General features: G+C 71.9%; 23 protein-coding genes, 1 pseudogene and 1 riboswitch. Of the genes and pseudogenes, 13 read left to right on the forward strand and 11 right to left on the reverse strand.

Annotated elements, in window-relative coordinates; translation table 11 throughout:
• Window position 1 precedes the first annotated feature (1 nt).
• From PCA76_RS01840 to PCA76_RS01850, 3 genes and pseudogenes are all read right to left on the reverse strand, one after another.
• On the reverse strand, window positions 2–622 hold the full coding sequence (locus tag PCA76_RS01840; RefSeq protein WP_272619128.1) for a putative glycolipid-binding domain-containing protein: 621 nt from the start codon (window positions 620–622) through the stop codon (window positions 2–4).
• A gap of 711 nt (window positions 623–1333) precedes the next feature.
• Window positions 1334–2691 (reverse strand): annotated as a pseudogene (locus PCA76_RS01845) (DEAD/DEAH box helicase); the annotation flags it as partial.
• A gap of 364 nt (window positions 2692–3055) precedes the next feature.
• Window positions 3056–3409: a hypothetical protein gene (locus tag PCA76_RS01850; RefSeq protein ID WP_272614817.1), complete on the reverse strand. Its 354-nt coding sequence runs from the start codon at window positions 3407–3409 to the stop codon at window positions 3056–3058.
• Window positions 3410–3413: 4 nt separating this feature from the next.
• Here PCA76_RS01850 and PCA76_RS01855 point away from each other — a divergent pair, with 4 nt between their 5' ends.
• Window positions 3414–3989 carry a hypothetical protein gene (locus tag PCA76_RS01855; protein WP_272614818.1) on the forward strand — a complete coding sequence of 192 codons (576 nt, stop codon included), beginning with the start codon at window positions 3414–3416 and terminating at the stop codon, window positions 3987–3989.
• A 9-nt stretch (window positions 3990–3998) separates the two neighbouring features.
• Entirely contained in the window at window positions 3999–4247 is a 249-nt protein-coding gene (locus tag PCA76_RS01860) for a hypothetical protein (RefSeq protein WP_272614819.1), read from the forward strand.
• 590 nt (window positions 4248–4837) lie between these two features.
• On the opposite strand, the gene PCA76_RS01865 is transcribed toward PCA76_RS01860, so the two are convergent.
• Window positions 4838–6424: a C40 family peptidase gene (locus tag PCA76_RS01865; RefSeq protein WP_272614820.1), complete on the reverse strand. Its 1587-nt coding sequence runs from the start codon at window positions 6422–6424 to the stop codon at window positions 4838–4840.
• 238 nt (window positions 6425–6662) lie between these two features.
• On the opposite strand from PCA76_RS01865, the gene mqnE reads away from it, so the two are divergent.
• The 3 genes from mqnE (at window position 6663) to PCA76_RS01880 (ending at window position 8648) form a co-directional block, all read left to right on the forward strand.
• Complete coding sequence (mqnE, locus tag PCA76_RS01870; protein WP_272614821.1) at window positions 6663–7832, forward strand: aminofutalosine synthase MqnE; 1170 nt, start codon at window positions 6663–6665, stop codon at window positions 7830–7832.
• A 23-nt stretch (window positions 7833–7855) separates the two neighbouring features.
• Window positions 7856–8293, forward strand: coding sequence for a hypothetical protein (locus tag PCA76_RS01875; protein WP_272614823.1), 438 nt, complete (start codon window positions 7856–7858; stop codon window positions 8291–8293).
• A 73-nt stretch (window positions 8294–8366) separates the two neighbouring features.
• Window positions 8367–8648, forward strand: a complete 282-nt coding sequence (locus tag PCA76_RS01880) for a DUF4229 domain-containing protein (RefSeq protein WP_272614824.1) — start codon at window positions 8367–8369, stop codon at window positions 8646–8648.
• A 62-nt stretch (window positions 8649–8710) separates the two neighbouring features.
• On the opposite strand, the gene PCA76_RS01885 is transcribed toward PCA76_RS01880, so the two are convergent.
• Window positions 8711–10048, reverse strand: a complete 1338-nt coding sequence (locus PCA76_RS01885) for a C39 family peptidase (protein WP_272614826.1) — start codon at window positions 10046–10048, stop codon at window positions 8711–8713.
• 211 nt (window positions 10049–10259) lie between these two features.
• On the opposite strand from PCA76_RS01885, the gene PCA76_RS01890 reads away from it, so the two are divergent.
• The 4 genes from PCA76_RS01890 (at window position 10260) to PCA76_RS01905 (ending at window position 15362) form a co-directional block, all read left to right on the forward strand.
• Entirely contained in the window at window positions 10260–12140 is a 1881-nt protein-coding gene (locus tag PCA76_RS01890; protein ID WP_272614828.1) for a M14 family zinc carboxypeptidase, read from the forward strand.
• A gap of 135 nt (window positions 12141–12275) precedes the next feature.
• Window positions 12276–12398, forward strand: a riboswitch (cobalamin riboswitch).
• 87 nt (window positions 12399–12485) lie between these two features.
• A complete protein-coding gene (locus PCA76_RS01895; protein WP_272614829.1) occupies window positions 12486–13415 on the forward strand; it encodes an ABC transporter substrate-binding protein in 930 nt (309 codons plus the stop codon).
• A gap of 13 nt (window positions 13416–13428) precedes the next feature.
• Window positions 13429–14526, forward strand: coding sequence for a FecCD family ABC transporter permease (locus PCA76_RS01900; RefSeq protein ID WP_272614830.1), 1098 nt, complete (start codon window positions 13429–13431; stop codon window positions 14524–14526).
• A 53-nt stretch (window positions 14527–14579) separates the two neighbouring features.
• On the forward strand, window positions 14580–15362 hold the full coding sequence (locus PCA76_RS01905; protein WP_272619129.1) for an ABC transporter ATP-binding protein: 783 nt from the start codon (window positions 14580–14582) through the stop codon (window positions 15360–15362).
• Between the two features lie 20 nt (window positions 15363–15382).
• Here the strand turns inward: PCA76_RS01905 and PCA76_RS01910 are convergent, their stop codons facing one another.
• The 5 genes from PCA76_RS01910 to PCA76_RS01930 form a co-directional block, all read right to left on the reverse strand.
• Window positions 15383–16147, reverse strand: coding sequence for a VOC family protein (locus PCA76_RS01910; protein WP_272614832.1), 765 nt, complete (start codon window positions 16145–16147; stop codon window positions 15383–15385).
• A gap of 95 nt (window positions 16148–16242) precedes the next feature.
• Window positions 16243–16980 (reverse strand): ABC transporter permease, encoded by a 738-nt coding sequence (locus PCA76_RS01915; protein WP_272614833.1) that lies wholly within the window; start codon window positions 16978–16980, stop codon window positions 16243–16245.
• Window positions 16981–16990: 10 nt separating this feature from the next.
• The gene (locus tag PCA76_RS01920; protein ID WP_272614834.1) at window positions 16991–17932 is read right to left on the reverse strand and encodes an ABC transporter ATP-binding protein; all 942 of its coding nucleotides are present in this window, start codon (window positions 17930–17932) and stop codon (window positions 16991–16993) included.
• Entirely contained in the window at window positions 17929–18240 is a 312-nt protein-coding gene (locus tag PCA76_RS01925; RefSeq protein WP_272614835.1) for a transcriptional regulator, read from the reverse strand. The genes PCA76_RS01920 and PCA76_RS01925 overlap by 4 nt, the downstream gene beginning before the upstream one ends.
• Window positions 18237–18875: a transporter gene (locus PCA76_RS01930; protein ID WP_272614836.1), complete on the reverse strand. Its 639-nt coding sequence runs from the start codon at window positions 18873–18875 to the stop codon at window positions 18237–18239. Before PCA76_RS01930 ends, PCA76_RS01925 begins: the two co-directional genes overlap by 4 nt.
• 135 nt (window positions 18876–19010) lie before the next feature.
• Here PCA76_RS01930 and PCA76_RS01935 point away from each other — a divergent pair, with 135 nt between their 5' ends.
• From PCA76_RS01935 to PCA76_RS01950, 4 genes are read left to right on the forward strand one after another with little or no spacing between them, the layout of a single operon-like run.
• The gene (locus PCA76_RS01935) at window positions 19011–19406 is read left to right on the forward strand and encodes a type VII secretion target (RefSeq protein ID WP_272614837.1); all 396 of its coding nucleotides are present in this window, start codon (window positions 19011–19013) and stop codon (window positions 19404–19406) included.
• Entirely contained in the window at window positions 19403–20329 is a 927-nt protein-coding gene (locus PCA76_RS01940) for a WXG100 family type VII secretion target (protein WP_272614838.1), read from the forward strand. Before PCA76_RS01935 ends, PCA76_RS01940 begins: the two co-directional genes overlap by 4 nt.
• 9 nt (window positions 20330–20338) lie before the next feature.
• Window positions 20339–20686, forward strand: coding sequence for a YbaB/EbfC family nucleoid-associated protein (locus PCA76_RS01945; protein WP_272614839.1), 348 nt, complete (start codon window positions 20339–20341; stop codon window positions 20684–20686).
• A complete protein-coding gene (locus PCA76_RS01950) occupies window positions 20683–21294 on the forward strand; it encodes a hypothetical protein (RefSeq protein ID WP_272614841.1) in 612 nt (203 codons plus the stop codon). Before PCA76_RS01945 ends, PCA76_RS01950 begins: the two co-directional genes overlap by 4 nt.
• Here PCA76_RS01950 and PCA76_RS01955 read toward each other — a convergent pair.
• Window positions 21283–23568 carry a HelD family protein gene (locus tag PCA76_RS01955; RefSeq protein WP_272614842.1) on the reverse strand — a complete coding sequence of 762 codons (2286 nt, stop codon included), beginning with the start codon at window positions 23566–23568 and terminating at the stop codon, window positions 21283–21285. The genes PCA76_RS01950 and PCA76_RS01955 overlap by 12 nt on opposite strands.
• Window positions 23569–23885: the final 317 nt, after the last annotated feature.

Here is a 23885-nt window from a genome sequence, read left to right on the forward strand (position 1 = left end):
TTCAGCGCGGGTCGATCCGTTCGGCCAGCCCGGGGTAGCGCACCACGTAGCCGCTGTCGTCCAGATCGATGTCGGCCGTGAAGGTGCCGCTGGCGAACCGCACCCGGCCCGGCCCGAGCCCGGTGTAGATCTGCTCGGCCGACACCACCTCCAGACCGGGCAGCAGCACCCAGGCGACGGTGATCCGGTGTGCCAGGTCGGCCGGCTCAGCCGCCAGCCCGAGCCGGTGGACCGGCAGGGTGTTGAACAGCGGCGAACCGCTCAGGTCGACGTCGAGCGCGTCGGCCAGCCGGTCCGGGTCGTCGGTGCCCGGCAGACCGGCCCGGGGGTGACCGGCCGCGACCAGCGCCGCGTCCAGGTCGCCCTGCTCGGCGGTGGTCACCCGCCACCGGTTCGCGGCCCGCTCCAGCGTCACTCTGCGCAACCAGCCCAGCCCTTCGGCCTCGACCTCGACGCGGGCGGTGGTCCAGTCCGGCGTGGTGGTCAGCTGGTAGCGGGCGGTCCAGGGGATCGGGTCCACGGCGAGCAGGGTGCCCCGCGCCGCCAACCCGTTGCCGTCGTCGAGCAGGACCTGCTCGCTGCCGGCGGTGTCCGTCCGGGACCAGAAGATTGACTTCGGCATGGTCGGCATGAGCCGGACGTTACGCGACCGGGCCGGCATCGGCAGGGCATGCGCGAACGCCGCCGCGAAGCCTGGGCTTCGCGGCGGCGCTCGGTGGATCAGTGGATCGACAGATCAGTGGGTACGCGCCGGCGGTCGCCCGCCGAAACCGCGCCGGTCGTCGCGCGGCCGGTCATCACGGGGCCGGTCGTCACGCGGCCGGTCATCGCGAGGCCGTTCATCACGGGGCCGGTCGTCGCGGGGCCGGTCATCGCGAGGCCGGTCGTCCCGAACACGGCTGTCCGGGCGGAAGCCACCCCGAGTGTCGCGGTCGCCGAAGCGCCCCTCGCCGGCCGGTCGGTCGGCCCGACCATCGCGGTCGCCGAAGCGACGCTCGCCCTGCGGCCGGTCACTGAAGCGCCGCTCGCCGGTGGGGCGGTCGGCCCGGCCGTCCCGGTCGCCGAACTGCGGCCGGTCGCCGAACCGGCGCTCGCCCTGCGGCCGGTCGCCGTAACCCCGGGTGTCCCGATCGGCGTAACGCCGCTCACCGGCCGGCCGGTCGCCGTAGCCCCGTTCCCCGGTGGGGCGGTCGCCGTAACGCCGCTCGCCCTGCGGGCGGTCGCCGTACTGGCGGTCGCCCTGCGGTCGGTCACCGTACTGGCGGTCACCCTGCGGTCGGTCACCGTACTGGCGGTCACCCTGCGGTCGGTCACCGTACTGGCGGTCACCCTGCGGTCGGTCGCCGAAGCGCCGCTCGCCGGTCGGGCGGTCGCCGTAGCGCCGGTCGCCGGTCGGCCGGTCGCCGTAGCGGCGCTCGCCGCCCGTGCGGTCGCCGAACCGACGCGGACCGCCGGAGCGGTCGTCGAATCGACGCGAGCCGCCGGAGCGGTCGCCGTAGCCCGCGGCTCCGCCTCGACGCGAACCGCGACCCCGCTGGGCTCGCGGGCGCCGACCAGCTCGGCCAACGCCGGGTCGCCGACCCGGACCCGGGCCTCGGCCGGCGCGACGCCGGCCTTCTCCATCATCGCCAGGGTGGTGCGGCGCTGCTTGGGCAGCACCAGGGTGGCGACCGCGCCCGACTCGCCCGCCCGGGCGGTGCGCCCTGCGCGGTGCAGGTAGTCCTTGGGGTCCTTCGGCGGGTCGACGTGGAGCACCAGGGTGACCCCGTCGACGTGGATGCCCCGAGCCGCCACGTCCGTGGCGACCAGCACGTTCATCCGACCCTCGCGGAACTCGGCCAACGTCTTGGTCCGCATCCGCTGGGTCTTGCCGCCGTGCAGTCCACCGGCGCGTACGCCGACCGCCGCGAGCTGCTCGACCAGCCGATCCACCCCGAGCTGGGTACGGGCGAAGACCATGGTCCGGCCGTCACGGGCGGCGATGGACGCCGTGACCGGGAACTTCTCGTGCGGCGGGATCAACAGCACGTGGTGGTCCATGGTGGACACCGAGGCGGTCGACGGCGCAGTGGAGTGGGTCACCGGGTCGGTCATGAACCGCCTGACCAAAGCGTCGACGTCACCGTCCAGGGTGGCCGAGAAGAGCAGCCGCTGGCCGCCTGCGGGCGTCTTCGCCAGCAGGTCGGTCACCTCGGGCAGGAAGCCCATGTCGGCCATCTGGTCGGCCTCGTCGAGCACCGTGACCTCGACGTCGTCGAGCTGGCAGATGCCCCGCTCGATCAGGTCGCCGAGCCGGCCAGGGGTGGCCACGATGATCTCCACGCCGCGTCGCAGCGCGTCGATCTGACGGTCGTACGGAACACCGCCGACGGCGGTCTTGAGGAAGATGCCGACGGACTTGCCCAGCGGCACCAGGGCGTCGTTGACCTGCATGGCCAGCTCGCGGGTGGGAACCAGGACCAGGGCGCGTGGACGCATCGGCCGGGCCCGGTTGCGGGTGGCCAGCCGGGCGATCATCGGCAGACCGAAGGCGAGCGTCTTACCCGAACCGGTCTGCCCACGGCCCAGCACGTCGCGGCCGGCGAGCGCGTCCGGAACGGTGGCCCGCTGAATCTCGAACGGGCTGGTGATGCCCTGCTGTGCCAGCGCGCGGACCAGCGGCTCGGGCAGGCCCAGAGAGGCGAAGCTGATCGGATCGGCGGTCTCCGTCGGGGCGGGCTCGGCCGGCTGGCCGGCGGTCCCTACCGGCGCGGTGCCGGCCCCGCTCGGAGAGGAGTCGAGCGGTCCCCGGGCGGTGTCGGCCGCCGGGGCTGGGTTGATTACGGACGTAACGGTGCTGTGGTCAGCAGAGGTGGTCAACAAAAGCCTTTCGAGCGGGGCGCATCTTCGCGATGGCCGCCGCGGCTGTGCCGCCGGATCGCCCGCAAGATCGCCCAGGGGCGCGCACCACGCGCGCCGGGTCAGTGATCTCAGCCAGTGTACGGCGGTCCGCCAAAGTCGCCAGCCGGTTGACCGACGGTAGTGGGCGGACTCACCATCGTTGCCACTCGACCGCTCACCCGTTCAGCACGCTACCCACCAGACCGTCCAGAGCGTCACCGGCGAGCACGACGACCAGGACACTGATCGCCACCAGCACCGCCAGAGCGGCGGCCAGGACGATCATCACCCGGGCGTTCCCGGACCGCTCGGCCGGCGTGTCCGCCCAGCCCTGAGCCAGGATGTGCCCGGTCAGCGAGCCGGAATTCTCCACCGCGTTCGCAGACATCGCGATCGTGGTGAAACCCGGCCCCTCACCGCTGCCGTAGACGGTGCCGGCCAGGTCCGAACCGCCGTCGTGCCGCCCGGCACGGGCGCTCGCGCCCCGTCCGGCGGAGTTGCCCGAAGGGCTGCCCGTCGGCGCGGACATTCGGGTGTTGACGGTGCCATTCCCGGCCGATTGGGGAGCGCTGACGGTGGACGGCGGCCAACTCGGCAGCGCTGGCGCGGGCACCACCGGCGGCGCGGAGACGGGTGTCTCGGCCCATCCGCCGCTGGACGTCGGGCGTGCCGCCCCGGCGGTGGACGGCCACCCGGCCGGCGCTGCGGAGACCGACGCGGTGGCCCGTACGCCGGGCGTGTCGATCATCGCGGGCGGCGGCGGAAACGGCGGTGCCGGCATCGGGCCGGGCGGGCCTGGCGGCGCGGGCACCGGTGGACCGGGTGGCGGTAGCGGTGGGCTCGGGATGGGCGGTGCCGGCGGACCCGGAATGGGCGGAACCGGCGAAGGGGGCGGAATGGGTGGACCCGGGACGGGCGGGACCGGACCGGGCGGCGGCGTGGGTCGCGGCCCCGGCGTCGGCATCGGGCCGGGAGGATACGGACCAGGGGCCGGCGCGGGCTCCGGCTCGGGTGGCGACGGCTGGGTCGGCCCGGGGCCGGGTGGCGCGGGCTCCGGAGTCGATGGCTGGGCTGGCTCCGGCTCGGGACCCACCGGCCCGGATCGGTAGACGGCGGGCGTGCTCCCGCGAGGCTCCGGGGTGCCCATGGCGCCGGACGCGACCCGGCTGCTGCCGGGAACCGTGGCACTGGCCCGGGCCGGCGCGGTCGAGTCGTTCCGCTGCCCGGGCAACGAAACATCGGCCGGGCTGGCTGAGCCGGTCGCACGGTACGTGGTCGCGGTGACCGGAGCGCTGGCCGGCAGGTCACTGCGAAGAGCCCCGGCGGTGGCGACGCTGGCGCGGGCCCGTACCGGCACGGCGGCTTGATCCGGACGAGCGTCGGCGGGCTGCCCAGCGCCCGCCTCGGGAACGTCCGAAGCGGCGCCGGTGCCGGCGGGAGCGGCGCTGGGCAAGACGTCCTCGGCTCCGGCGGGAGCGTCCTCGGCTCCGACGGAGGAGTCGTCGGCCCGGGCGGGACCATCGTCGGCCCCAGCGGAGGCGTCGTCGGCCCCAGCGGAGGCGTCGTCGGCCCCGGCGGGGACGTCGTCGGCCCCGGCGGGAGCGTCATCGGCGCTCGCGGAGACGTCCTCGGCGCTGGTGACCGCGGAGGGGTCGCTGCCGTCAGTGGTGGCCGTGGCTGCGCTGCTGGTGGCCGGGGCGGCGTCAGAGGTAGCCGGGCCAGCCTGGGTGGTACCTGGGACGGCGTCGGAGGGGGGCGCCGGCTCGGCGATGGCCGGCCCTGGCGGGGCGGCTCGGTCGATTCCGGGGTCGACAATCTCCGCCGGAACTCTCTGCTCGGCCATCTCCGCCCTCCGCGCCATGCTCGCACCCGGACCCGTGACGTCGAGTCGGATGTGCCTGGTTGTCACCGTGCCACAGATCTCCCCGAGCGGACAGCCGGAGCGGATCGTGGCGGGTCAGTTCGCGGTGCTGGGGCTGCCCGTCGGGATGCCGCTGCCCGTCGCGCTCGTGCTGGCCTTCGGCGTGGTCGACGGGGACGTGCTGCCCGGCGCGCTGGTCGGTGCCGAGGGCAGGGTCGTCGGCGTGTTGCTCGGGCTGGTCGACGAACTCGGCGCGGTGCTGCCAGTTGGCGTGGGCGTCGGCGTGGGCTTCGTCGGCGTCGGCGTCGGCGTTGTGGTCGGCGTTGGCTTGGTGGTGGGCGTCGGCGTCGTGGTGGGCGTCGGCTTGGTGGTCGGCGTCGGCTTGGTGGTCGGCTTGGTGGTTTGCGTCGGCTTCGGGGTGGGCGTCGTGCTGGGCGTCGGAACCGGCGGGGTCGGGATGGTCACGATCGGTGCCGGCACCGCGCCGATCACCCGGGTGGCGGCGTACAGCCCGGACCAGCGGACGACCGAGATCTTGACGACGTCGCCGGTGGTGGGCGCCTGCACCATCTTGCCGTTGCCGATGTACATGCCGACGTGGTGGATCGTCGTCCAACTGCTGCCGGAGGCGAAGAAGAGCAGGTCGCCGGGGAGCAGCGCGGTCTGCGGGACGGTGCGGCTCCGGGTGGCGGCGTACTGGTCGCGGGAGACCCGGGGCAGGTCGAAGTAGTCGGCGCCCTGGGACCGGTACGCGGCCCACATCAGACCGGAGCAGTCGAACTGGTCCGGCCCCTCCTCGGACCACTTGTACGGGTCGCCGAGCTGGGCGAGCGCGTACCGGACCGCGGCCAGTGCCCGCGGGTGCGCGGCCATGCCGCTGATGTTCTGACCAGCGACGTAGCCGGCGCCGATCTGCTGCTCGGCGGCTTCCTGCTGCCGTTCGATCTCGATCAGCAGGGCGGCGTTGTCCCGGCGCAGCTTGAGCAGGCTCGCCTCGGCCGTGCGGAGCGCCGTCTCGCCCGCGGTGAACTCCGCCTCGGCGGCGGCGAGCAGATCCTTGGCCTGGGAGTGCTTCTGGTAGGCGTCCTGCTCCCCGGCGCGGGCACGGGACAGCTCACCGGCCACTCCGGTGGTGCCGCCGTCGACCTTTTCGCCCCGGGTGATCTGCTGTAGGCGGTTCAGCCCTCGGATGTCCCGGGCGAGGTCACCAGGCGGCAGCGCGGCGGCGGCCTTGACGGCGTCCGAGGCGGCGACGTCGGCCGCCTGTTGGGCCCGGAGCAGGGCGTCCTGCGTGGTCGCGAGCACCTTGCCGGCCGCTTCGAGCTGCGCCTGCGCGTCGGTGCGTTTCTGCTGGGTCACCAGCAACGCTTCGCCGAGCGCGCCGACCTGGATCTCGCCAGCGGAGATGGCGGCGGCCAGCGGGCCGGTGCCGACGTTGACGACCGGCGGGACGGGCACGCCGGCGGTGGGAGCGCCACCGGGCAGTTGGAGTGTGCCGATGGCCGGTGGGCGCGCACCGGTGTCCGGCACGGTGGTCGGCACTCCGGGCTCGGCGTACACGGGGGTGGCCAGCACGGCGGCGGCGATCGCGCCGAGCAGGGCGGCCCAGAGCTTCGGGCGCAGCACCGGCGAGATCACCGGGCTCCGTCGTCGCTGCCGTCGCCCGCGCCCGCTGTCGACCATGCTGCTCCCCGTCTCACCGCTCGTCGCCGCGCTCGGTGGGCGCGGCCGGCGGGACGGTACCAGTGTGTGTGTTCCGCCCCACCTTGTTACTACCGCACACCGCCAGCGATGTCGATGCGTTGCCGGGTTACGGGAGGCTGAGAGTCTGGTGAGTGGGTCGCTGTCGGCGACCGTGCTGCCGGGGGTGTCGGCCCTCCGACGTACGCTCGACCGGGACCGCAGGTGGAAGGGACGTGCCATGGACGCCGGACTCAAGCGTGAGCTCGAAGCGAAGGTGTACGCCGGTGAGCGGCTGACCCGGGAGGACGGGGTCGCGCTCTACGAGAGCGATGACCTGACCTGGTTGGGGCGGTTGGCTCATCACAAGCGCACCGAGCTGAACGGCGAGCGGGTGATGTTCAACGTCAACCGGCACCTCAACCTGACAAACGTCTGCTCGGCGTCCTGTGCGTACTGCTCGTTCCAGCGCAAGCCGGGCGAGAAGGACGCGTACACGATGCGCATCGACGAGGCGGTCCGCAAGGCCAAGGAGATGGAGGATGAGCAGCTCACCGAGCTGCACATCGTCAACGGTCTGCACCCCACGCTGCCCTGGCGTTACTACCCGAAGGTGCTGCGCGAGCTGAAGGCGGCGCTGCCGAACGTCAAGCTCAAGTGCTTCACCGCGACCGAGGTGCAGTGGTTCGAGAAGATCAGCGGTCTGAGCGCCGACGAGATCCTCGACGAGCTGATGGATGCCGGCCTGGAGTCGCTGACCGGCGGTGGCGCGGAGATCTTCGACTGGGAGGTCCGGCAGCACATCGTCGACCACGCCTGCCACTGGGAGGACTGGTCGCGGATCCACGCCCTGGCGCACAGCAAGGGCATGAAGACCCCGGCAACCATGCTGTACGGCCACATCGAGGAGCCCCGGCACCGGGTCGACCACGTGCTGCGGCTGCGTGAGTTGCAGGACGAGACCGGTGGCTTCGCGGTCTTCATCCCACTGCGCTACCAGCACGACTTCGTGGACTCGGCGGACGGCAAGGTCCGTAACCGGATCCAGGCGCGCACCACGATGGCCTCGCCGGCCGAGTCGCTGAAGACGTTCGCCGTGTCCCGGCTGCTCTTCGACAACGTGCCGCACGTGAAGAACTTCTGGGTGATGCACGGGCTGTCGGTGGCCCAGCTCTCGCTGAACTTCGGCGTGGACGACCTGGACGGCTCGGTCGTCGAATACAAGATCACGCATGACGCCGACTCGTACGGCACCCCGAACACCATGCACCGCGACGACCTGCTGCACCTGATCTGGGACGCCGGCTTCCAGCCGGTCGAGCGGGACACCCGCTACAACGTGGTCCGGGAGTACGACAAGGCCCCGTCGCTGGCCGAGCGGCGCGCCGAGCCGCAGCAGGTCTGGGCCTGAGCCACCACGTACCCTCGCAGTCGATGACCGAGCAACGCGATTCTGAGCAGCAGGGCGGGTTTCCCCGCCGGGACGCCGAGGGGCGCATCCGTACCCTGGGCGATCTGCTCGGGGTGTGCCTGGCCGGCCTGGTCATCGGTGCGCTGGCGTTGGTGTTGTTCGACTGGGCGTTCGCCTCGATCGGCGCCGGCGATTTCGGGCACACCAACGGCTGGTTGGCGGTGATCCTGCCGGCCTGGCTGTTCTGGGACGATTTCCGCGCCTGGGAGTTCGGCGCGGCCCGGGTGCTGGCGGCGGTGGTCGCCGCTGCGGTCGGGGTGTTCGTCGGGCTGCTGATCGCCGGTCTGGGTTCCGGGTTGCCGCCGCTGCTGTCCGGCGCGTTGGCGGCCGGGGCGTTCACGGTGGCGTACGCGACGGTCTGGTTCCCGGGCGTCCGCTGGCTGGCCCGCCGGACCGGCTGACCGCGACCGCCCGCCGGGCGGATCGACCCTCCCGCCGGCACCGGCGGGCGACGGAGAGAACGGAGTGGTGCAGGTGAGCGCCGCGCTCAAGTACACGCTGGGCCGGATCGGGCTGTTCGTCGCCGTGTTGGCGGCCCTCTGGCTGGTCGACATGAACGTGTTCCTGAAGCTGATGTTGGCACTGGCCTTCTCCGCCGCGCTCTCCTTCTTCCTGCTGCGTGGCTGGCGGGACGAGATGGCCGAGGAGATGGCCAGCGCCGCCGAGCGCCGCCGCACCGAGAAGGAGCGCCTCCGCTCCGCCCTGGCCGGCGAAGACGACCAGCCCCCCACCACCCCCGACCAACCCTCGCGGTGATCATGAAGTTATTGCTCCGACACGCCGGGTGATCGGGCAATAACTTCATGATCGACCACGCTCTACCAGTTGGTGGAACCCGGGACCTTGGGCCAGGGCTTTGCGGTTGGCTTGATCAGGTACGCGATGCCGCCGGGGCCGCCGGAGACGCCGCCGCTGGCGTTGGTCCGCTTGGTCCGCAGCCAGATCTGCTCGAACTGCGCGCGCTTGTAGACGTTGCGCACGACGTCATTGCTGGACGAGGCGGGGTCGTTGACGATCACGTCGCCGTCGGCGGTGAAGCCGACCACCACGAAGAGGTGCCCCGAGGTGCCGTAGTTCGCCCCGTCCAGCTCACTGGCGAGGAAGGACTGGCTGGTCACGACGGGGATGCCGGCGGCGATGAACCGTTCCAGCTCGTCCAGGGAGTGCAGTCGGGTCACCCGCCCCTCCAGGCCGGGGAAGCTGGCCGCGTACGCGGTGTTGAACGGCCAGTTGCCGGCACCGTCGTACGCGTAGTCGTAGGTCATCCGGGCCGCGTGGTTGACGGTCGGGTCGGGGTAGGTCGGGTCCACCCAGGAGGTGTCGGCCGGGGAAGGCTTGCGACCCCAGTACTCGACCACCATCTCGGTGGAGGTGGGCGAGCACCACGCCTCGCCGCCGCCGTCGTACTCGGGGTAGTGACCGGAGTGCACGTTCTGCGAGTAGCGCGGCACCGGCAGCTCGACGCCCCAGGCGATGTGCCCGGCGCTCGGCGTGACGGTGAACCGGTCCGGCACGGTGGAGCTCATCGCGCCGAGCATCCGGACCACCGGGGCGGCGGTCTGCCCGGGTGCCCGGTAGAGGGTCAGCCGCAGCTGGTACGACCGCAGCAGTACCCCGGCGGCGGCGTCGTCGATGCTGAAGGTGTCGGTCCAGATCGTCGACCAGGGATCGCCCTGCCGGTTGACGGTGGTCCGCTTGATGTCGCTGTCGCCGGACGCCCAGCGACCCATGACGTACCACGGGGTTTCATCACCGCTGGTGTAGCTGCCCTGCATCTCCACCTGGATCCAGGTGCCGGCCGGTGTCTCCGCGTTCCACGAGGCGATCAGCTCGGTGGCGTCGAACCCGATCCGGGTCACCGGTGAGGTCCAGGTGCCGTACTCCCAGGTGCGGGTGGCACCGGTGTGCGGGTCGGCGTACTCGGTGGTGCCGGCCGGTCGGGCCAGGGTGAGGCCCGCTCGGGCGCCGGGCACCACGCGGGTGCCGGCGCGGCTGCCCCGGTGCCAGTCGGCGGGCCCGGACCAGTCCTGGAAGGTGATCTGCTCGTCGTGAGTGACGGCGGGTGGGCGGGCCGCCGTCGCGGGTGCGGTGGTGGCGAGCAGGGTGAGCGCGGTGACGCCGGCGAGGGCGGCCGCGTGCAGGCGGGATCTGGCCATGAGTGCTCCGCGGTGTCGAGAGGGGCATCGTCGCTGGTCAGTTTTCCGCTTGGCGGGAAGTTTCGCCATAGGTTGTCGCGTGGAAAAAACTTGCCGCCGGGATGATCAGCTCGGGATGCATTGGGCAACGATCAATATTGATATGACCATGTGACAGGTGGTGAAGTGTCCTTCACCGAGCGGGATCTCCCGCCCATCGAGGAGGTAGTCCATGGCCCTCCGCACGCCCATCCCTCTCCGCCGCGTCCTGGTGCTCGCCGTTGTCACCGGGCTGGGAATCGTCACCGTCGCCGCCGGTCCGGTCGCCGCCCGACCGGCACCGGACCGCACCGCAGAGCCGGCCGCCGCCAGCTACCGGGTGCTCGGGCCCCGGACCCTCGCCGACCGCAACGCGGTGGCCCGCACCGGAGCCGCCATCGACTACTCCGAACACGGAGTCCTGCACATCTCGGCCACCGCGGGTGAGGCCGCCGCGATCGGCAAGCTCGGCTTCCGACTCGAACCGCTCGCCCCACCGCCCAACGCCGAGCGCGGCGCCGGCGAGATGGGCACGTTGGCCTTCCCGCCCGCCGACTCCAACTACCACGACTACGCGGAACTGACCGCCGTCGTGAACCAGGTCGTCGCCGACCATCCGGCGATCGCCCGCAAGATCAGCATCGGTTCGTCGTACGAGGGCCGCGACCTGATGGCGGTGAAGATCTCCGACAACGTCGGCACCGACGAGAACGAGCCGGAGATCCTGTTCAACTCCCAACAGCACGCCCGTGAGCACCTGACCGTCGAGATGGCGATCTACCTGCTCAACCTGTTCACCGACAGCTACGGCTCCGACTCCCGGATCACCAACATCGTCAACGGCCGGGAGATCTGGATCGTGCCGACGGTCAACCCGGACGGCAGCGAGTACGACATCGCCACCGGGTCGTACCGGTCGTGGCGCAAGAACCGGCAGCCCAACAGCGGCTCGTCCAACGTCGGCACCGACCTGAACCGCAACTGGTCCTACAACTGGGGTTGCTGCGGCGGCTCGTCGGGCACCACCTCGTCGGAGACCTACCGTGGCCCGTCGGCGTTCTCCGCACCCGAGACGCAGGCACTGCGCAACTTCGTCAACGGCCGGGTGGTCGGTGGCGTCCAGCAGATCAAGGCCAACATCGACTTCCACACGTACTCGCAGCTGGTGCTCTGGCCGTACGGCTACACCACCGCGAACACCGCGACGGGGATGAACGCGGACCAGTACAACACCTTCGCCACCATCGGTCAGCAGATGGCGGCCACCAACAGCTACACACCGGAACAGTCCAGCGACCTCTACATCACCGACGGGGACAGCCTCGACTGGATGTGGGCCACCCACAACATCTGGGCGTACACCTTCGAGATGTATCCCGGCTCGTCCGGCGGTGGCGGCTTCTACCCGCCCGACGAGGTGATCCCCGCGCAGACCTCCCGCAACCGGGAGGCGGTGCTGCTGCTCAGCGAGTACGCCGACTGCCCGTACCGGGCCATCGGCAAGCAGGCGCAGTACTGCGGCGGCGGTGGTGGCGGCACCACGGTCTGGTCGGACACCTTCGAGACCGCCACCGGCTGGACCATCAACCCGTCCGGCACCGACACCGCCACGGCCGGGGCGTTCGAGCGGGGTGCCGCCCAGGCGACCACGTCCTCCGGCGCCAAGCAGCTCACCCCGTACGCCGGCGCCAACGACCTGGTCACCGGCCGGCTCGCCGGTTCGGCGGCGGGTGACTACGACGTCGATGGCGGCGTGACCAGCGCCCGGTCCCCGGCGGTGACCCTGCCGTCGTCCGGCACGCTGAGCCTCTCGCTGGCCTGGTACCTGGCGCACGGCTCGAACGCCTCGTCGGCGGACTACCTGCGGGTGAGCGTGGTGCACAACGGCGGCACCACGGCGCTGCTCACCCAGGCCGGTGCGGCCACCAACCGCAACGGAAGCTGGGCGGTGGCGAACCTCAACCTCACCCCGTACGCCGGCCAGTCGGTACGCATCCTCGTCGAGTCGGCCGACGCCTCCGGCGCGAGCCTGGTCGAGGCGGCTGTGGACAACGTCACCATCACCTCCTCCTGATCGGGTGGGGCCCCGTCCGCCCCCCAACGGGGCCCCACCACCCCCCTTTCGACGTTGATCTAGGGCATATCGTCGTGATCTGAGATCAACTCACGACGATATGCCCTAGATCAACAGGGGTGGTCTCGGCGGTGCGCTACCGTCTTAGCGACCAGTCCGCAGCGAAGCCGGTGCGAAACCCGGCGCTGTCCCGCAACTGTGATGCCCCACCAGACGGTGGGGACGAGCCAGGTCGCCTGCGGATCGGTCGCGATTCGCGCTCTCGAGGAAGGGCGCCTCGTGGGCGGGCGTACGAAAGTCCCTGTCGGCGAAGCACCACACTCCTCGACCGACAGGAGGCCCCGCATGTTCAGACGTACACCTCGGCTCTTCGCCGCGACCCTCGCGGTCGCCGCGCTCGCCCTCGGCGCCTGCGCCGAGAAGGCCGACGACCAGCCGAGCGCGGGCACCGCAGCCGCCGCCTACCCGGTGACGGTCGGTGCGCTCACCCTCGACAAGCGTCCCGAGAAGATCGTCGTGCTGTCGCCCACCGCCACCGAGATGCTCTTCGCGATCGGTGCTGGCCCGCAGGTGACCGCCGTCGACGACCAGTCGAACTACCCGGCCGACGTGCCCAAGTCCGACCTCTCCGCCTTCCAGCCGAACGCCGAGGCGATCGCCGGTAAGAACCCCGATCTCGTGGTGCTCTCCGACGACCGCAACAAGATCGTCGAACAGCTCGGCAAGCTGAAGATTCCGGTGTACCAGACCCCGGCGGCGACCACGCTGGAGGACTCGTACCGGCAGATCACCGAGCTGGGCACGCTGACCGGGCACGCGGACCAGGGCACCGACGTCGCCACCCGGATGAAGGACGACATCGCCAAGCTGGTCAAGGACCTGCCGCAGCGCACCGAGAAGCTCACGTACTTCCACGAGCTGGGCCCGGAGCTGTACAGCGCCACCAGCAAGACCTTCATCGGCTCGCTCTACGGCCAGATCGGCCTGACCAACATCGCCGACCCGGCCGACGCGGACGGCAAGAGCGCCGGCTACCCGCAGCTCTCCCAGGAGTTCATCGTCAAGGCCAACCCGGACTTCGTCTTCCTGGCCGACTCCAAGTGCTGCCAGCAGAACGGCGACTCGGTCAAGGCGCGCAGCGGCTGGGCCGGGCTCACCGCGGTGAAGAACAACCAGGTCGTCGCGCTGGACGACGACGTCGCCTCCCGCTGGGGTCCGCGGGTCGTGGACCTGCTCCGGGTCATCATCGACGCGGTCGCCAAGGTGCCCGCGTGACCGTCGTCCGTCGGTGACCGGGCCGCTGTCCGTGGCCCGGTCCGCCGGGCCACAGTCGGTGGCCCGGCCTGCCGGGGTACGCCTGCGCTGGCTGGTCGCCGGGCTGTTCGCGGTGCTCGTCGCGCTCGTCGCCGGGGTGTCGCTCGGCCCGGTGAGCCTGCCCCCGGGCAGCGTCGCCGCCGAGCTGCTCAACCTGATTCCGTGGGTGCACCTCGACAGCGGGCTGTCCGAGCGGGAAATCGCGATCGTCACCGAGCTGCGCCTGCCCCGGGTGGTGCTGGGCCTGCTCGTCGGCGGCCTGCTCGCCCTCGCCGGCGGCTGCTACCAGGGTGTGTTCCGCAACCCGCTGGCCGACCCGTACCTGCTCGGTGTGGCCGCCGGCGCCGGCCTCGCGGTCACCGCGGTGATCGCCCTCGGCGGCGCCGGCCGGCAGGGCTCGATCTCCGGGCTGCCGATGACCATCCCGCTGGCCGCGTTCGCCGGTTCGCTGCTCGCCGTGACGATGACCTATGTGCTCGGCGCGGCTGGCGGGCGGAACGGCTCACCGGCGATGCTGATCCTGGCCGGGGTGGCAGTCTCCGCGTTCCTCTCCGCCGGGCAGACGTACCTGCTGCAACGACACTCCGACAGCATCCAGCCGGTCTACTCCTGGCTGCTCGGCCGGCTGGCCACCGCCGGCTGGCACGACGTGCTGCTGGTGCTGCCGTACGCCGCGCTGACCACCGTGGTGGTGCTGCTGCACCGCCGCGAGCTGGACGTCCTCGCGGTCGGCGACGACGAGGCCAGGAGCCTGGGCCTGCACCCGCAGCGCACCCGGTACCTGCTGATCGCCGCCGCCTCCCTGGGCACCGCGGCGGCGGTCTCCGCGACCGGCCTGATCGGCTTCGTCGGCATCATCGTGCCGCACACCGTCCGCCTGCTCGCGGGGTCGAGTTACCGGGTGATCCTGCCGTTGTCGCTGCTGTTCGGTGGTGCGTTCCTGGCGCTGACCGACGTGGTGGCCCGCACCGCCGCCGCCCCGGCCGAGGTGCCGATCGGAGTGGTGACCGCCCTGCTGGGCGGCCCGTTCTTCGTCCTCGTGCTGCGGACCGCCCGGCGGGTGCTCACGTGAGCCCCGAGCCCGCCGCTGGTCCGTCCGATGCCGGCCGGTCAGCCGACGGCGGCGTGCCGGCGGTCGAGGTGCGGGGGCTGCACGTCAGCCTGGACGGCACACCGATCCTCACCGGCGTCGACCTCACCGTCGCGGCCGGCGAATGGGTCACCGTGATCGGCCCGAACGGCGCCGGCAAGTCGACCCTGTTGCGCGCCGTCGGCGGCCTGCTGCCCGCGCCGGGGGCGATCACCCTGTTCGGTACGCCGAGCGCCGCGCTGCGCCGCCGGGACCGCGCCCGGGTGGTGGCCACGGTGACACAGTCCCCGGTGGTGCCGCCCGGCATGTCGGTGCTGGACTACGTGCTGCTCGGCCGCACCCCGTACATCCCGACGTTGGGCCGGGAGTCGACCGCCGACGTCGACGCCGTGCACGAGGTGCTCGACCTGTTGGACCTGAGCGGCTTCCACCGCCGCGAGCTGGCCACCCTCTCCGGCGGCGAACGGCAGCGGGTGTTCCTCGCCCGGGCACTCGCCCAGGGGGCGACGCTGCTGCTGCTCGACGAGCCCACCAGCGCACTCGACATCGGTCACCAGCAGGAGGTGCTGGAGCTCGTCGACCAGTTGCGCCGCGAGCACGGCCTGACCGTCCTCGCCACGATGCACGACCTCTCCCTGGCCGGCGAGTACGCCGACCGGATGGTGATGCTCGCCGACGGTCAGGTGGTGGCCGCCGGAACTCCACACGAGGTGCTGACCGAACACCTGCTCGCCACCCACTACCGGGCCAGTGTCCGGGTCGTCCCCGGCACCCACGGCCCCCTGGTGGTCCCCGTCCGCCCCCACCCCCGTCGCTGACGTCCGAGGTGCCGGGCAGGTCAGGGGCCCAGGTCGATGACGGAGAAGAGGGCGCCCTGGGGGTCGCGTAGGGCGGCGAACCGGCCCGCCGGAATGTCACGGGGCGGGACCAGGATCGTCCCGCCCAGCTCTGCGGCGCGGGCCGCTGCGGCGTCCGCGTCGGCCACCGCGAAGTACACCGTCCAGTACGCGGGCAGGTCGGCCGGGAAGTCGTCGGCCAGCGGCGGCATCATTCCGGCGACGATCTGCGTCCCGAGCCGCCAACCGGTGTACGTCATCCCGCCGACCGGCTGGTCGTCCGGCTGCCAGCCGAACACCAGCTCGTAGAAGACCTTGGCGCCCTCGGGGTCGGGGGTGACCAGCTCGTTCCAGCTCATCGCGCCCGGCACGTTGAACACTTCGGCGCCGGTCATCGTCAGCGGCTGCCAGACGCTGAACGTGGCGCCGGCCGGGTCGGCGAAGACCGCCATCCAGCCTCGGTCGAACACCTCGAACGGCGGCACGACGACCTGCCCGCCGGCCCGTTCGACCCGGCCTGCGACAAGTTGCGCGTCGTCGGTGGCGAGGTAGGTCGACCAGATCGGCACCTGGTCGGGGATGGCTGGCGGCCCGGCCCCGGCCACCGGCTTGCCGTCGAGCAGGAAGACCGTGTAACCGCCCGCCTCGGGCTCGGGTGTCACCCGGCCGGTCCAACCGAACAGCTCCGGGTAGAAGCGCCGCGCGTCGGTCAGGTCCGGGGTGGCCAGGTCGGCCCAGCAGGGCGTACCCGGCGGGACGGTGCTCACGTCAAGACCCCTCTCGGACCGGGTGGCCACGGCGGCCCCCCTGCCGGAATCCTGGCACCGTCCCGCTGCGGCTCGGGGCGGAAACGGACGAATCGTCAGCTGAACCGGCGACCCTCGTCCCGTCGGTACGCCCAGCCGGCGAGCGTGGCGAGCAGCACCACCCAGACGCCGAGCATGATCACCGCCAGCGGCTGGACGGCGTAGTCGCCGGCCGCTGACCACATCAGCTCCGCCGCGCCCCGGGTGGGCAGGAATGGCGCGATCGTCTCGATGAACCCGGGTGCCTCACCGGGCGCGGAGAGCAGGCCGCCGCCGAACGCGAGCGGCAGGAAGACCACCTGTGCGATCACGATCGCCGCCTTGCTCGGCAGGGAGTAGCCGATGGCGAGCCCCATCAGTGTGAACGGCACCGAGATGACGGCCACGGTGCCGGCGGTCAGCAGAAAAGCCGCCGGGGTGATCCGGGCCGCGGTCAGGGTCGCGCCGATCACCACGACCGGGATCAGCGAGAGGTACGTCAGCGCCAGGCCGGCCAGCACGCGGCCCGCGAACCGGGGTGCCGGCCCGGCCGGCAAGGTCCGGGTGTACGGGTTCCACGGCTGGTCGCGGTCCTCGGCGACCCCGATGCCGTACTGGAAGATGTTGGCGCTCATCACCGAGAAGGTGACCATCGACGCGGTGGCCAAGGTGGCACCGGCCGGATCGTCACCGGCGAACGGCACCACGAAGAAGATCATTGCGGCGGCCGGGAAGAAGGCGCTGCCGAAGACGGCCACGGGGATCCGGATGATCTCCAGGAGTTGATAGCGGGCGTGGACCAGGGTGAGCTGCACGGTGGCCTCCTCAGACGGTGGTGGGTCGGCCGCCGGTGCCGGCGGTGGCGGGCTGGTCCTCGGTGGCGGGCTGGCCCCCGACGGGGTGGTCCCCGCTGGTGATGGCGAGGAACGCCTCCTCCAGCGAGGTCGGCCGTACCTCCAGGTCGGTGAAGGCGGTCCCGGCAATGACCAGCGCCCGGACCAGTTCGTCGGCGTCGGCGGTGAGCAGGTGCAGCCGGCCGTCGACCCGTTCGCTGCGAACGACCCCGGGCAGGTCGGGAAGTTGGTCGGCGACGAGGCTGACCCGGCGTACGCCGACGATGCCGCGCACCGCGTCCACCGTGTCGTCGGCGAGCACCCGGCCCTGCCCGATCACCACCACCCGGTGGGCCAGCGCCTCCACCTCCTCCAGGTAGTGGCTGCTCAACAGCACGGTGCCGCCGTCGTTGTGGAACGCGCGGATCGCCTCCCACAGGGTGTGCCGGGCGGCCACGTCCAGGCCGGTGGTCGGCTCGTCGAGCAGCACCAACCGGGGTCGGCCGACGAACGCCAGCGCCACCGCCAGCCGTCGGCGCTGCCCACCGGAGAGGCCGCCGGTCTGCCGTCGGGCGAGGTCGCCCAGGCCGAACTGGTCGAGTAGTTCACCGCGGGGCACCGGGTCCGGGTAGTGCGCGGAGACGAAGTCGACGACCTCCCCGACGCGCAGCGTCCCCGGTAGGCCGGTCTCCTGCGGGGTGACCCCGATCTGCCGTCGGGTCGCCGGGTCGCGGGGGTCGCCGCCGAACAGCTCGACCCGCCCCGAGCTGGGCCGGCGCAGGCCGACCAGCAGATTCATCAGCGTGCTCTTGCCGGCGCCGTTCGGCCCGAGCAGGCCGACCAGCTCACCAGCCCGGACTTCGAGGTCGACGCGGTCGAGGGCGAGAACGTCGCCGTACCGGCGGCTGGCCTGGTCGGCGCGGGCGAGGGTCATGGCTGCTCCTTCGACGGGGTGGGGTCGAGCAGGGTGCGGATCGCTTCGGTGTATTCCTCGAACGCCAGCCGGCCCCGCCGGCTGAGCCGGACCAGGGTTGCCGGGGTGCGTCCACGGTGGGTCTTGCTGATCTCCACGTAACCGGCGTCCTCGAGCTTGCGCAGGTGCACGGAGAGGTTGCCGGCGGTCATCGCGAGCAGTTCCTGCAACCGGGGGAACGCGATCTTGTCGCCGTCACCGAGCGCGGAGAGGCTGGCGACCACCCGCAGCCGTGCCTGCGCGTGGATGACCGGGTCCAGCTCGGTCACGACCGGAGTCGCTGTCGCCGTCGGGCGAGGGCGCCGGCGACCAGGATCCCGCCGCCGCCGGCCACCGACACGACCAGCGCGTGCCAGCCCGGCCCGGCGAGCGCGCCGGCCAGGTTGATCACGCTGATCCAGACGCCGAGCCGGAACAGGTCCCGATCCAGCCAGATCGCTCCGCCGGCCATGTGCAGCGCGCCGGTCAGCCCGACGGCGGTCGCCGACCAGAGCAGCCCGGCCAGGTTGGGCGGCAGGTGCTCGGTGATCTGGCCGAGCCCCGCGTAGACGCTCACGGAACCCAGGCCCCAGGCGCACCCGTACCAGCGCCCACGCCGGGCGGAGTCACCGGTCACCTGGCCGTAGGCCCGCGCGCTGGCCACCGCCTGGACCGCTGCGGCGGCCAGCAGCAGCGCGAAGAGAACGGTCAGCGGCAGCCAGTCCGGCAGTGGGAGCAGCTCCCCTCCACCGGGAGGGAACCGTAGGAAGAATAGCCCGAAGCCGACCAGCCAGGCGACTCCCCATGGCCAGTAGAGCAGGCGGGAATCAGGATCGAGCCGGCGTGCCGTCGCCGATCGCTGGTCCTGGATGAGGCGGAGCGCCGCTGCGGCGTCGGTGGGTGGGAGATCGTCGTCGGGGTCCACGCAAACTACTTTACGGCACAAAGTCGAGGCTGGGTGACCCCGACGTCGCTGGCGGGGTCACCGATTGCGGCGGGCTGTGCCTATGGTGTGGAGTCGTAGCGGCTGATCCGTCGCACAGGACACAGGGGAGGGTCCGTGTCGAGCCCGAGCGGTGAGCTGGAGGTCCAACCGGAGGCCCTGACGGTGTTCGCCAAGGCGTCCACCGACCGGGGGGCTCGCTTTCGCGAGCTGCACCGTTCATTCGGTGACGGGCACGTGCCCCGGCACGCGTTCGGCGTGATGCCGGCGTCGTTCGGCCTCGCGGCGGCGTACGCCGAACAGTTCGAGGCGTGCCTGCAGGGGCTCGCCGACGGCGCCGAGGTGATGGCGGACATCGCCGAGGGGCTCAACGACACCGCCGGCGCCTACACCGGCACCGACGTGGCCAACACCGACCTGTTCGTGCCAGGCCGCCCGGCCGCTCCCGACGTCATCGCACCCGGCCCCTGGTCGTCGGGCGGCGCCAGCCCGAGTGGGCAGGTGCAGGCGTGAGCACCGAGGCGTTGCAGCGCAACAAGACCTACTTCGAGCAGATCGTGTCGGGCACTCCCGAACCCTTCAAGCCGCTCTCCAACGCGGTGCTGTGGCCATTCGAGCAACTGCTGGAGCTGGTCGCTGGAGAACCGGACGACCTGATGCGGGCGGCGCAGCTCTGCCTGGACACCGGCGCGGCGGTCCGGGAGATCGCCGGCGACCAGATCGCCGACCGGGCCCGGTTGCGCGGCGCCTGGACGGGCGACGCCGCAGAGAGCTTCCATGCCTCGATGGAGTCGATGGAGGAGGCGATCGAGGAGCTGGCCCAGGGGCTCGACGGCACCAAGGACGTGCTGGTCGAGGCGGCGAACGCCGCGGTAGACGCGTTCAACCTGCTGGTCGAGCTGATCCTCGAGTTCCTGCTCTGGTTCCTCACCGAGGTGATCATCGCGGCGGTGGCGGCGGCGCTGAGCGCTGGCGTCTCGCTGGCCGCAACGGTGGTCCGGGTGCTGGCCCGGCTGGCCACCACCGTGGGCCGGATGGTCAAGATCGTCGCACGGTTCGCCGAGGTGCTCACCCGCCTCGCCGCCCGGTTGGGCAAGGTCGCCGGGCAGCTCCGCAAGTACGCGGACACCGTCATGGAGCTCAAGAAGCGAAAGAAGCAGTACAAGGTGCTCAGCAAGGGTGGCTGGACGGCCGAGGGGCGTGCCTTCCAGGTCGAGAAGTTCAAGACCCTCTTTCCCGGCAGGTTCGTCATCAACCAGGTCTCGCCGGTCAATATCCCCGGTTTCGGCGGCGCACTACTGGACACCGGCGTGGGTCTGCACGACATCTCCGACGGGCAGAAGGACCGCAACTACCTGGTGGACGGCACGTACCGCGAGGACCTGGGCCCGTACACCGTGGGTGTGCAGAATGTCTTCGACTCCATCGTGAACTGAGAGGCAGCCATGACCTTCCCCGCCCTGGACCGAATCGAGGCGCTGGCCCGCAACCTGGACGGGTGGCAGCGGCAGCTCGCCGACCGGATGGCGGAGCTGGAGCAGACCAGCGCCGAGGGGATGAGCGACTCCGGCCTGGTGCGGGTCACCGCCGCCGCAGACGGGAAAATCGTTTCTACGGAGCTGAACGCGCGGGCGATGCGACTGGACTCCTACAGCCTGGCCGAGGAGTTCACCACAGCCGCCAACCGGGCGCAGGAGGCCGCCGCGGCCCTGGTCCGCGAACTGGTCGGTGAGGTCATTGGTGAGCAGGGTGACAGCCCGCGCCGGCCCGGGGGCCACGAGGGGCACCGGTGACGCTCGACGAGAGTCAGGCGCGGTACGTCGAGGGGATCACCCGGCTGCTATCGGCCGGAGAGCGGGTGCGTGCGGTGGCCCGGGTCCGAGCGGGCGGAGGTCTGACCCCGGCGGCGCCCCCGCAGCCGGCGGCGCCACCTGCCCCGGGTGGGCCGGGCTTACTGGGTGCCCTGCTCAACGTGCTGTCGCCGAACATCACCTTTGGTCGGGCGGACGGGGCCGTCGACTGGCTCTTCTTCGGTGTCGGAGGTCGAGGCGAACCAGGTTCACAGGCGTCCCTGCTGCACCACGCCCTGACCGTTGCGGCGAAGGGTTCCGGCGTCCGGGACCTCGTGCTGGGGGTCACCGATCAGCGGTTGCTGCTCGGCGCGACAGCACCGGTCGGGCTGCTCTCCAGCTCAGCGGCGGATGAACGGGCGCAGACCGACGTCGAACTGCTCGGGTCGGTGCCGCGCACGACCGTAGCCGCCCGGGTCGGACGGTACCGGTTGAACTGGAAGCGGCTGCGGATCGACTTCGCCGACGGTTCGTGGCTGTCGTTCCACGTGCCGCTGGCTGACTCCGGCCGCCCCCTGCGGGAGGTCGCGGCGGCCCTGTCAGCCGGCTGAGCCGCCGACGAGCGGGGCGGGCAGCGGCTCGTGGTGCAGCACCGCCAGCCGGGACACCGCGCGAGTGAGCACCACGTACAGCCGGTGCAGCCCGCGCGGCTCGGCCGCGACGATCGCGGCCGGCTCGACCACCACCACATGGTCGTACTCCAAGCCCTTGACCAGCGTCGCGGGCACCACGGTGACCCGCTCCGCGGTCGCCACGTCGTCGGCGGTCGCGGTCGCGACACCGGCGGCGGCCAGCGCCGCACGCAGCCCGTCGACCGCGTCGTCCGCGGCGATCACACCGACCGAGCCGTCGTGCGCGAGCGCCGCGCGCACCTCGGCGACCGTCGCCGAGGTCAGGTCGGTCACCGTACGCACGTCCAGGCCGCCGTCGTGACGCAGCGACTCGGCCGGCGGTACGTCCACCGCCAGCGCCGGCAGCAGCAGGTTCGCGAACGCGACCACCGCGGCGGGCACCCGGAAACCGATCGTCAACGGGACCACCACGGCGTCCGGCTTGCCCAGATGAGCAAGGGACTCGCGCCAGTCCGTCGCCGCCCACGGCGCGGTGCCCTGGGCGAGGTCACCGAGGAGGGTGACCGAGCCGTGCTCGCTGCGCCGGGCGATGGCCCGACACTGCATCGGGGAGAGGTCCTGCGCCTCGTCCACCACCACGTGCCCGAACCCGGAAGGCCGTTCCAGCAGCCCGGTCGCCTCGTCGATCAGCACGGCGTCAGCGGTGGTCCAGCGGGCCGCCTTCGGGGTGCGAGCAGGCTTCGCCCAGGTCAGCAGCGCCTGCTCGGTGTCGCTGAGCAGCCCGTCCGCCGCGGCGGCGAGCCGGCCCGGATCGGAGAGCAGGCCGTGTACCAGCCCTTCGGGGGTGAGCGCCGGCCATACCGCGTCCAGGAAGTCCATCACCGGCTGGCAGCGGCCCATCCGACGCAGCCAGGCATCGCTGGGCGACTCCGCCCGCCGCGCCTCGGCCTGCCGTTGCAGCAGGCTCACCACCCGTGCCCGAACCCGTTCCCGGCCTGTGCCGTACGGCAACCCTTCCCGGCGGGTCTCATCGACGATCCGATGCAACGGCTCCAACCCGATCCGCCACCGGAACGACCCGTCCGACACCGTGATCGAGTCGGTCGGCGTACCGATCTGTGCCTGCACCGCGCGCCGCAGCACGCTCGCCATCCGTACGTCGTGCTTGAGCGCGGCGACCGCCGACGCCTCGACCGCCCGGACCGACACCCGAGAGATCAACTCCTCCACCGTGGCCTGCTCGACCTCAACCTCACCGAGCGCCGGCAGCACCGCCGCGATGTACGACAGGAACGCCCTGTTCGGCCCCACGATCAGCACGCCCGCCCGCCGCAATCGCTCCCGGTGCAGATAGAGCAGGTACGCGGCCCGGTGCAGGCCGACCGCCGTCTTCCCGGTACCCGGAGCTCCCTGCACACAGATCGAGTCGGCGAGATCAGCCCGGACCAGTTCGTCCTGCTCCGGCTGGATGGTGGCCACGATGTCCCGCATCGGCCCGACGCGCGGTCGTTCGATCTCGGCGGTGAGAATTCGACTGGTCGTGCCCAGTTCCTCGCCCCGATCCAGACGCTCATCCTCGAAGCTGGTCAGCACCCCGTTGCTGAACCCGAACCGGCGCCGGACCGCCACGCCCTGCGGATCCCGCGCGCTGGCCCGGTAGAACGATCGGGAGACCGGCGCCCGCCAGTCCAACACCAGCGGCTCGCCGCGCTCGTCGGAGACGTGCCGCCGCCCCACGTGATACCGCCGACCGTCATGATCCGTGCTGCTCGCGCCCGGGCCCTCGCCGCTGGTCGCGCCCGCCGTGGCGTCGCGCTCCGGGGTGTCGCGGTCTCGGGTGTTGCGCTCCGGGGTGTCGCGGTCTTTGCTGGCGTGGTCCGTGGTGGTGCGGTCAGTGGTGGTGCGGTCTGTGGTGGTGCGGTCAGTGGTGGTGCGGTCAGTGGTGGTGCGGTCCGTGGTGGTGCGGGCCGGGGTGTTTTGGTCCGTGCTGTCGTGTTCTGCAGTCTCGGCGAAGTCGAGGCGGCCGAAGAAGAGCGGCGTGGTCGGATCGTCAGCCAGCTCAGCCACCCGACGGGCCAGGGTGCGGCCCAGCGTCTCCGCGGCGTAAGCGTCGCCGGCCACCTGGTCACCAGTGGAGAAGAGGGCTTCGGCTCGCTCCCGCATCCGCCGTAGCGCCGCCCGGGAGGTGGCCAGGTGCGCGCGCTCGGCGGCCAGATCCGTGTCGAGGTGGGTGTCGAGGTCAAGTGCGGGCATGCTGACGTCCCATCGTTCACATCTGCTGCGCGCTCGCGTGTCCGGGGGCGGATGGCCGGCACCGGCGCGAAGACGTCCGTTCCGGTGCAGCTCACCTCGGCCGTCAAGCGGGCTACAACCTTACGCTCCCAGGCCCACGCCTTCCACCGAATTACCCATGCAACCACCCGTCCGAGATGGCGTGTTGCCGGGTGGGGCGGCGCCGAGATGGCGTGTTGCCAGTGGGACGGCACCGAGAGCGGCGCCTGTGCCGGGTAGGGCGGCGCCGAGGTCGGTGTCGGGTGGGACGGCGTCGGGTGGGACGGCGTCGGGTGGGA

It is taken from the genome of Micromonospora sp. LH3U1 (assembly GCF_028475105.1).
GTDB lineage: Bacteria > Actinomycetota > Actinomycetes > Mycobacteriales > Micromonosporaceae > Micromonospora.

Excerpts from the sequence above, each read along its gene's own strand:
- PCA76_RS01945 (WP_272614839.1), top strand. The coding sequence starts at position 20,339 with ATGACCTTCCCCGCCCTGGACCGAATCGAGGCGCTGGCCCGCAACCTG.
- PCA76_RS01850 (WP_272614817.1), bottom strand. The coding sequence starts at position 3,409 with ATGTCCGCGCCGACGGGCAGCCCTTCGGGCAACTCCGCCGGACGGGGC.
- PCA76_RS01840 (WP_272619128.1), bottom strand. The coding sequence starts at position 622 with ATGCCGAAGTCAATCTTCTGGTCCCGGACGGACACCGCCGGCAGCGAG.
- PCA76_RS01885 (WP_272614826.1), bottom strand. The coding sequence starts at position 10,048 with ATGGCCAGATCCCGCCTGCACGCGGCCGCCCTCGCCGGCGTCACCGCG.
- mqnE (WP_272614821.1), top strand. The coding sequence starts at position 6,663 with ATGGACGCCGGACTCAAGCGTGAGCTCGAAGCGAAGGTGTACGCCGGT.
- PCA76_RS01955 (WP_272614842.1), bottom strand. The coding sequence starts at position 23,568 with ATGCCCGCACTTGACCTCGACACCCACCTCGACACGGATCTGGCCGCC.
- PCA76_RS01895 (WP_272614829.1), top strand. The coding sequence starts at position 12,486 with ATGTTCAGACGTACACCTCGGCTCTTCGCCGCGACCCTCGCGGTCGCC.
- PCA76_RS01890 (WP_272614828.1), top strand. The coding sequence starts at position 10,260 with ATGGCCCTCCGCACGCCCATCCCTCTCCGCCGCGTCCTGGTGCTCGCC.
- PCA76_RS01875 (WP_272614823.1), top strand. The coding sequence starts at position 7,856 with ATGACCGAGCAACGCGATTCTGAGCAGCAGGGCGGGTTTCCCCGCCGG.
- PCA76_RS01920 (WP_272614834.1), bottom strand. The coding sequence starts at position 17,932 with ATGACCCTCGCCCGCGCCGACCAGGCCAGCCGCCGGTACGGCGACGTT.
- PCA76_RS01865 (WP_272614820.1), bottom strand. The coding sequence starts at position 6,424 with ATGGTCGACAGCGGGCGCGGGCGACGGCAGCGACGACGGAGCCCGGTG.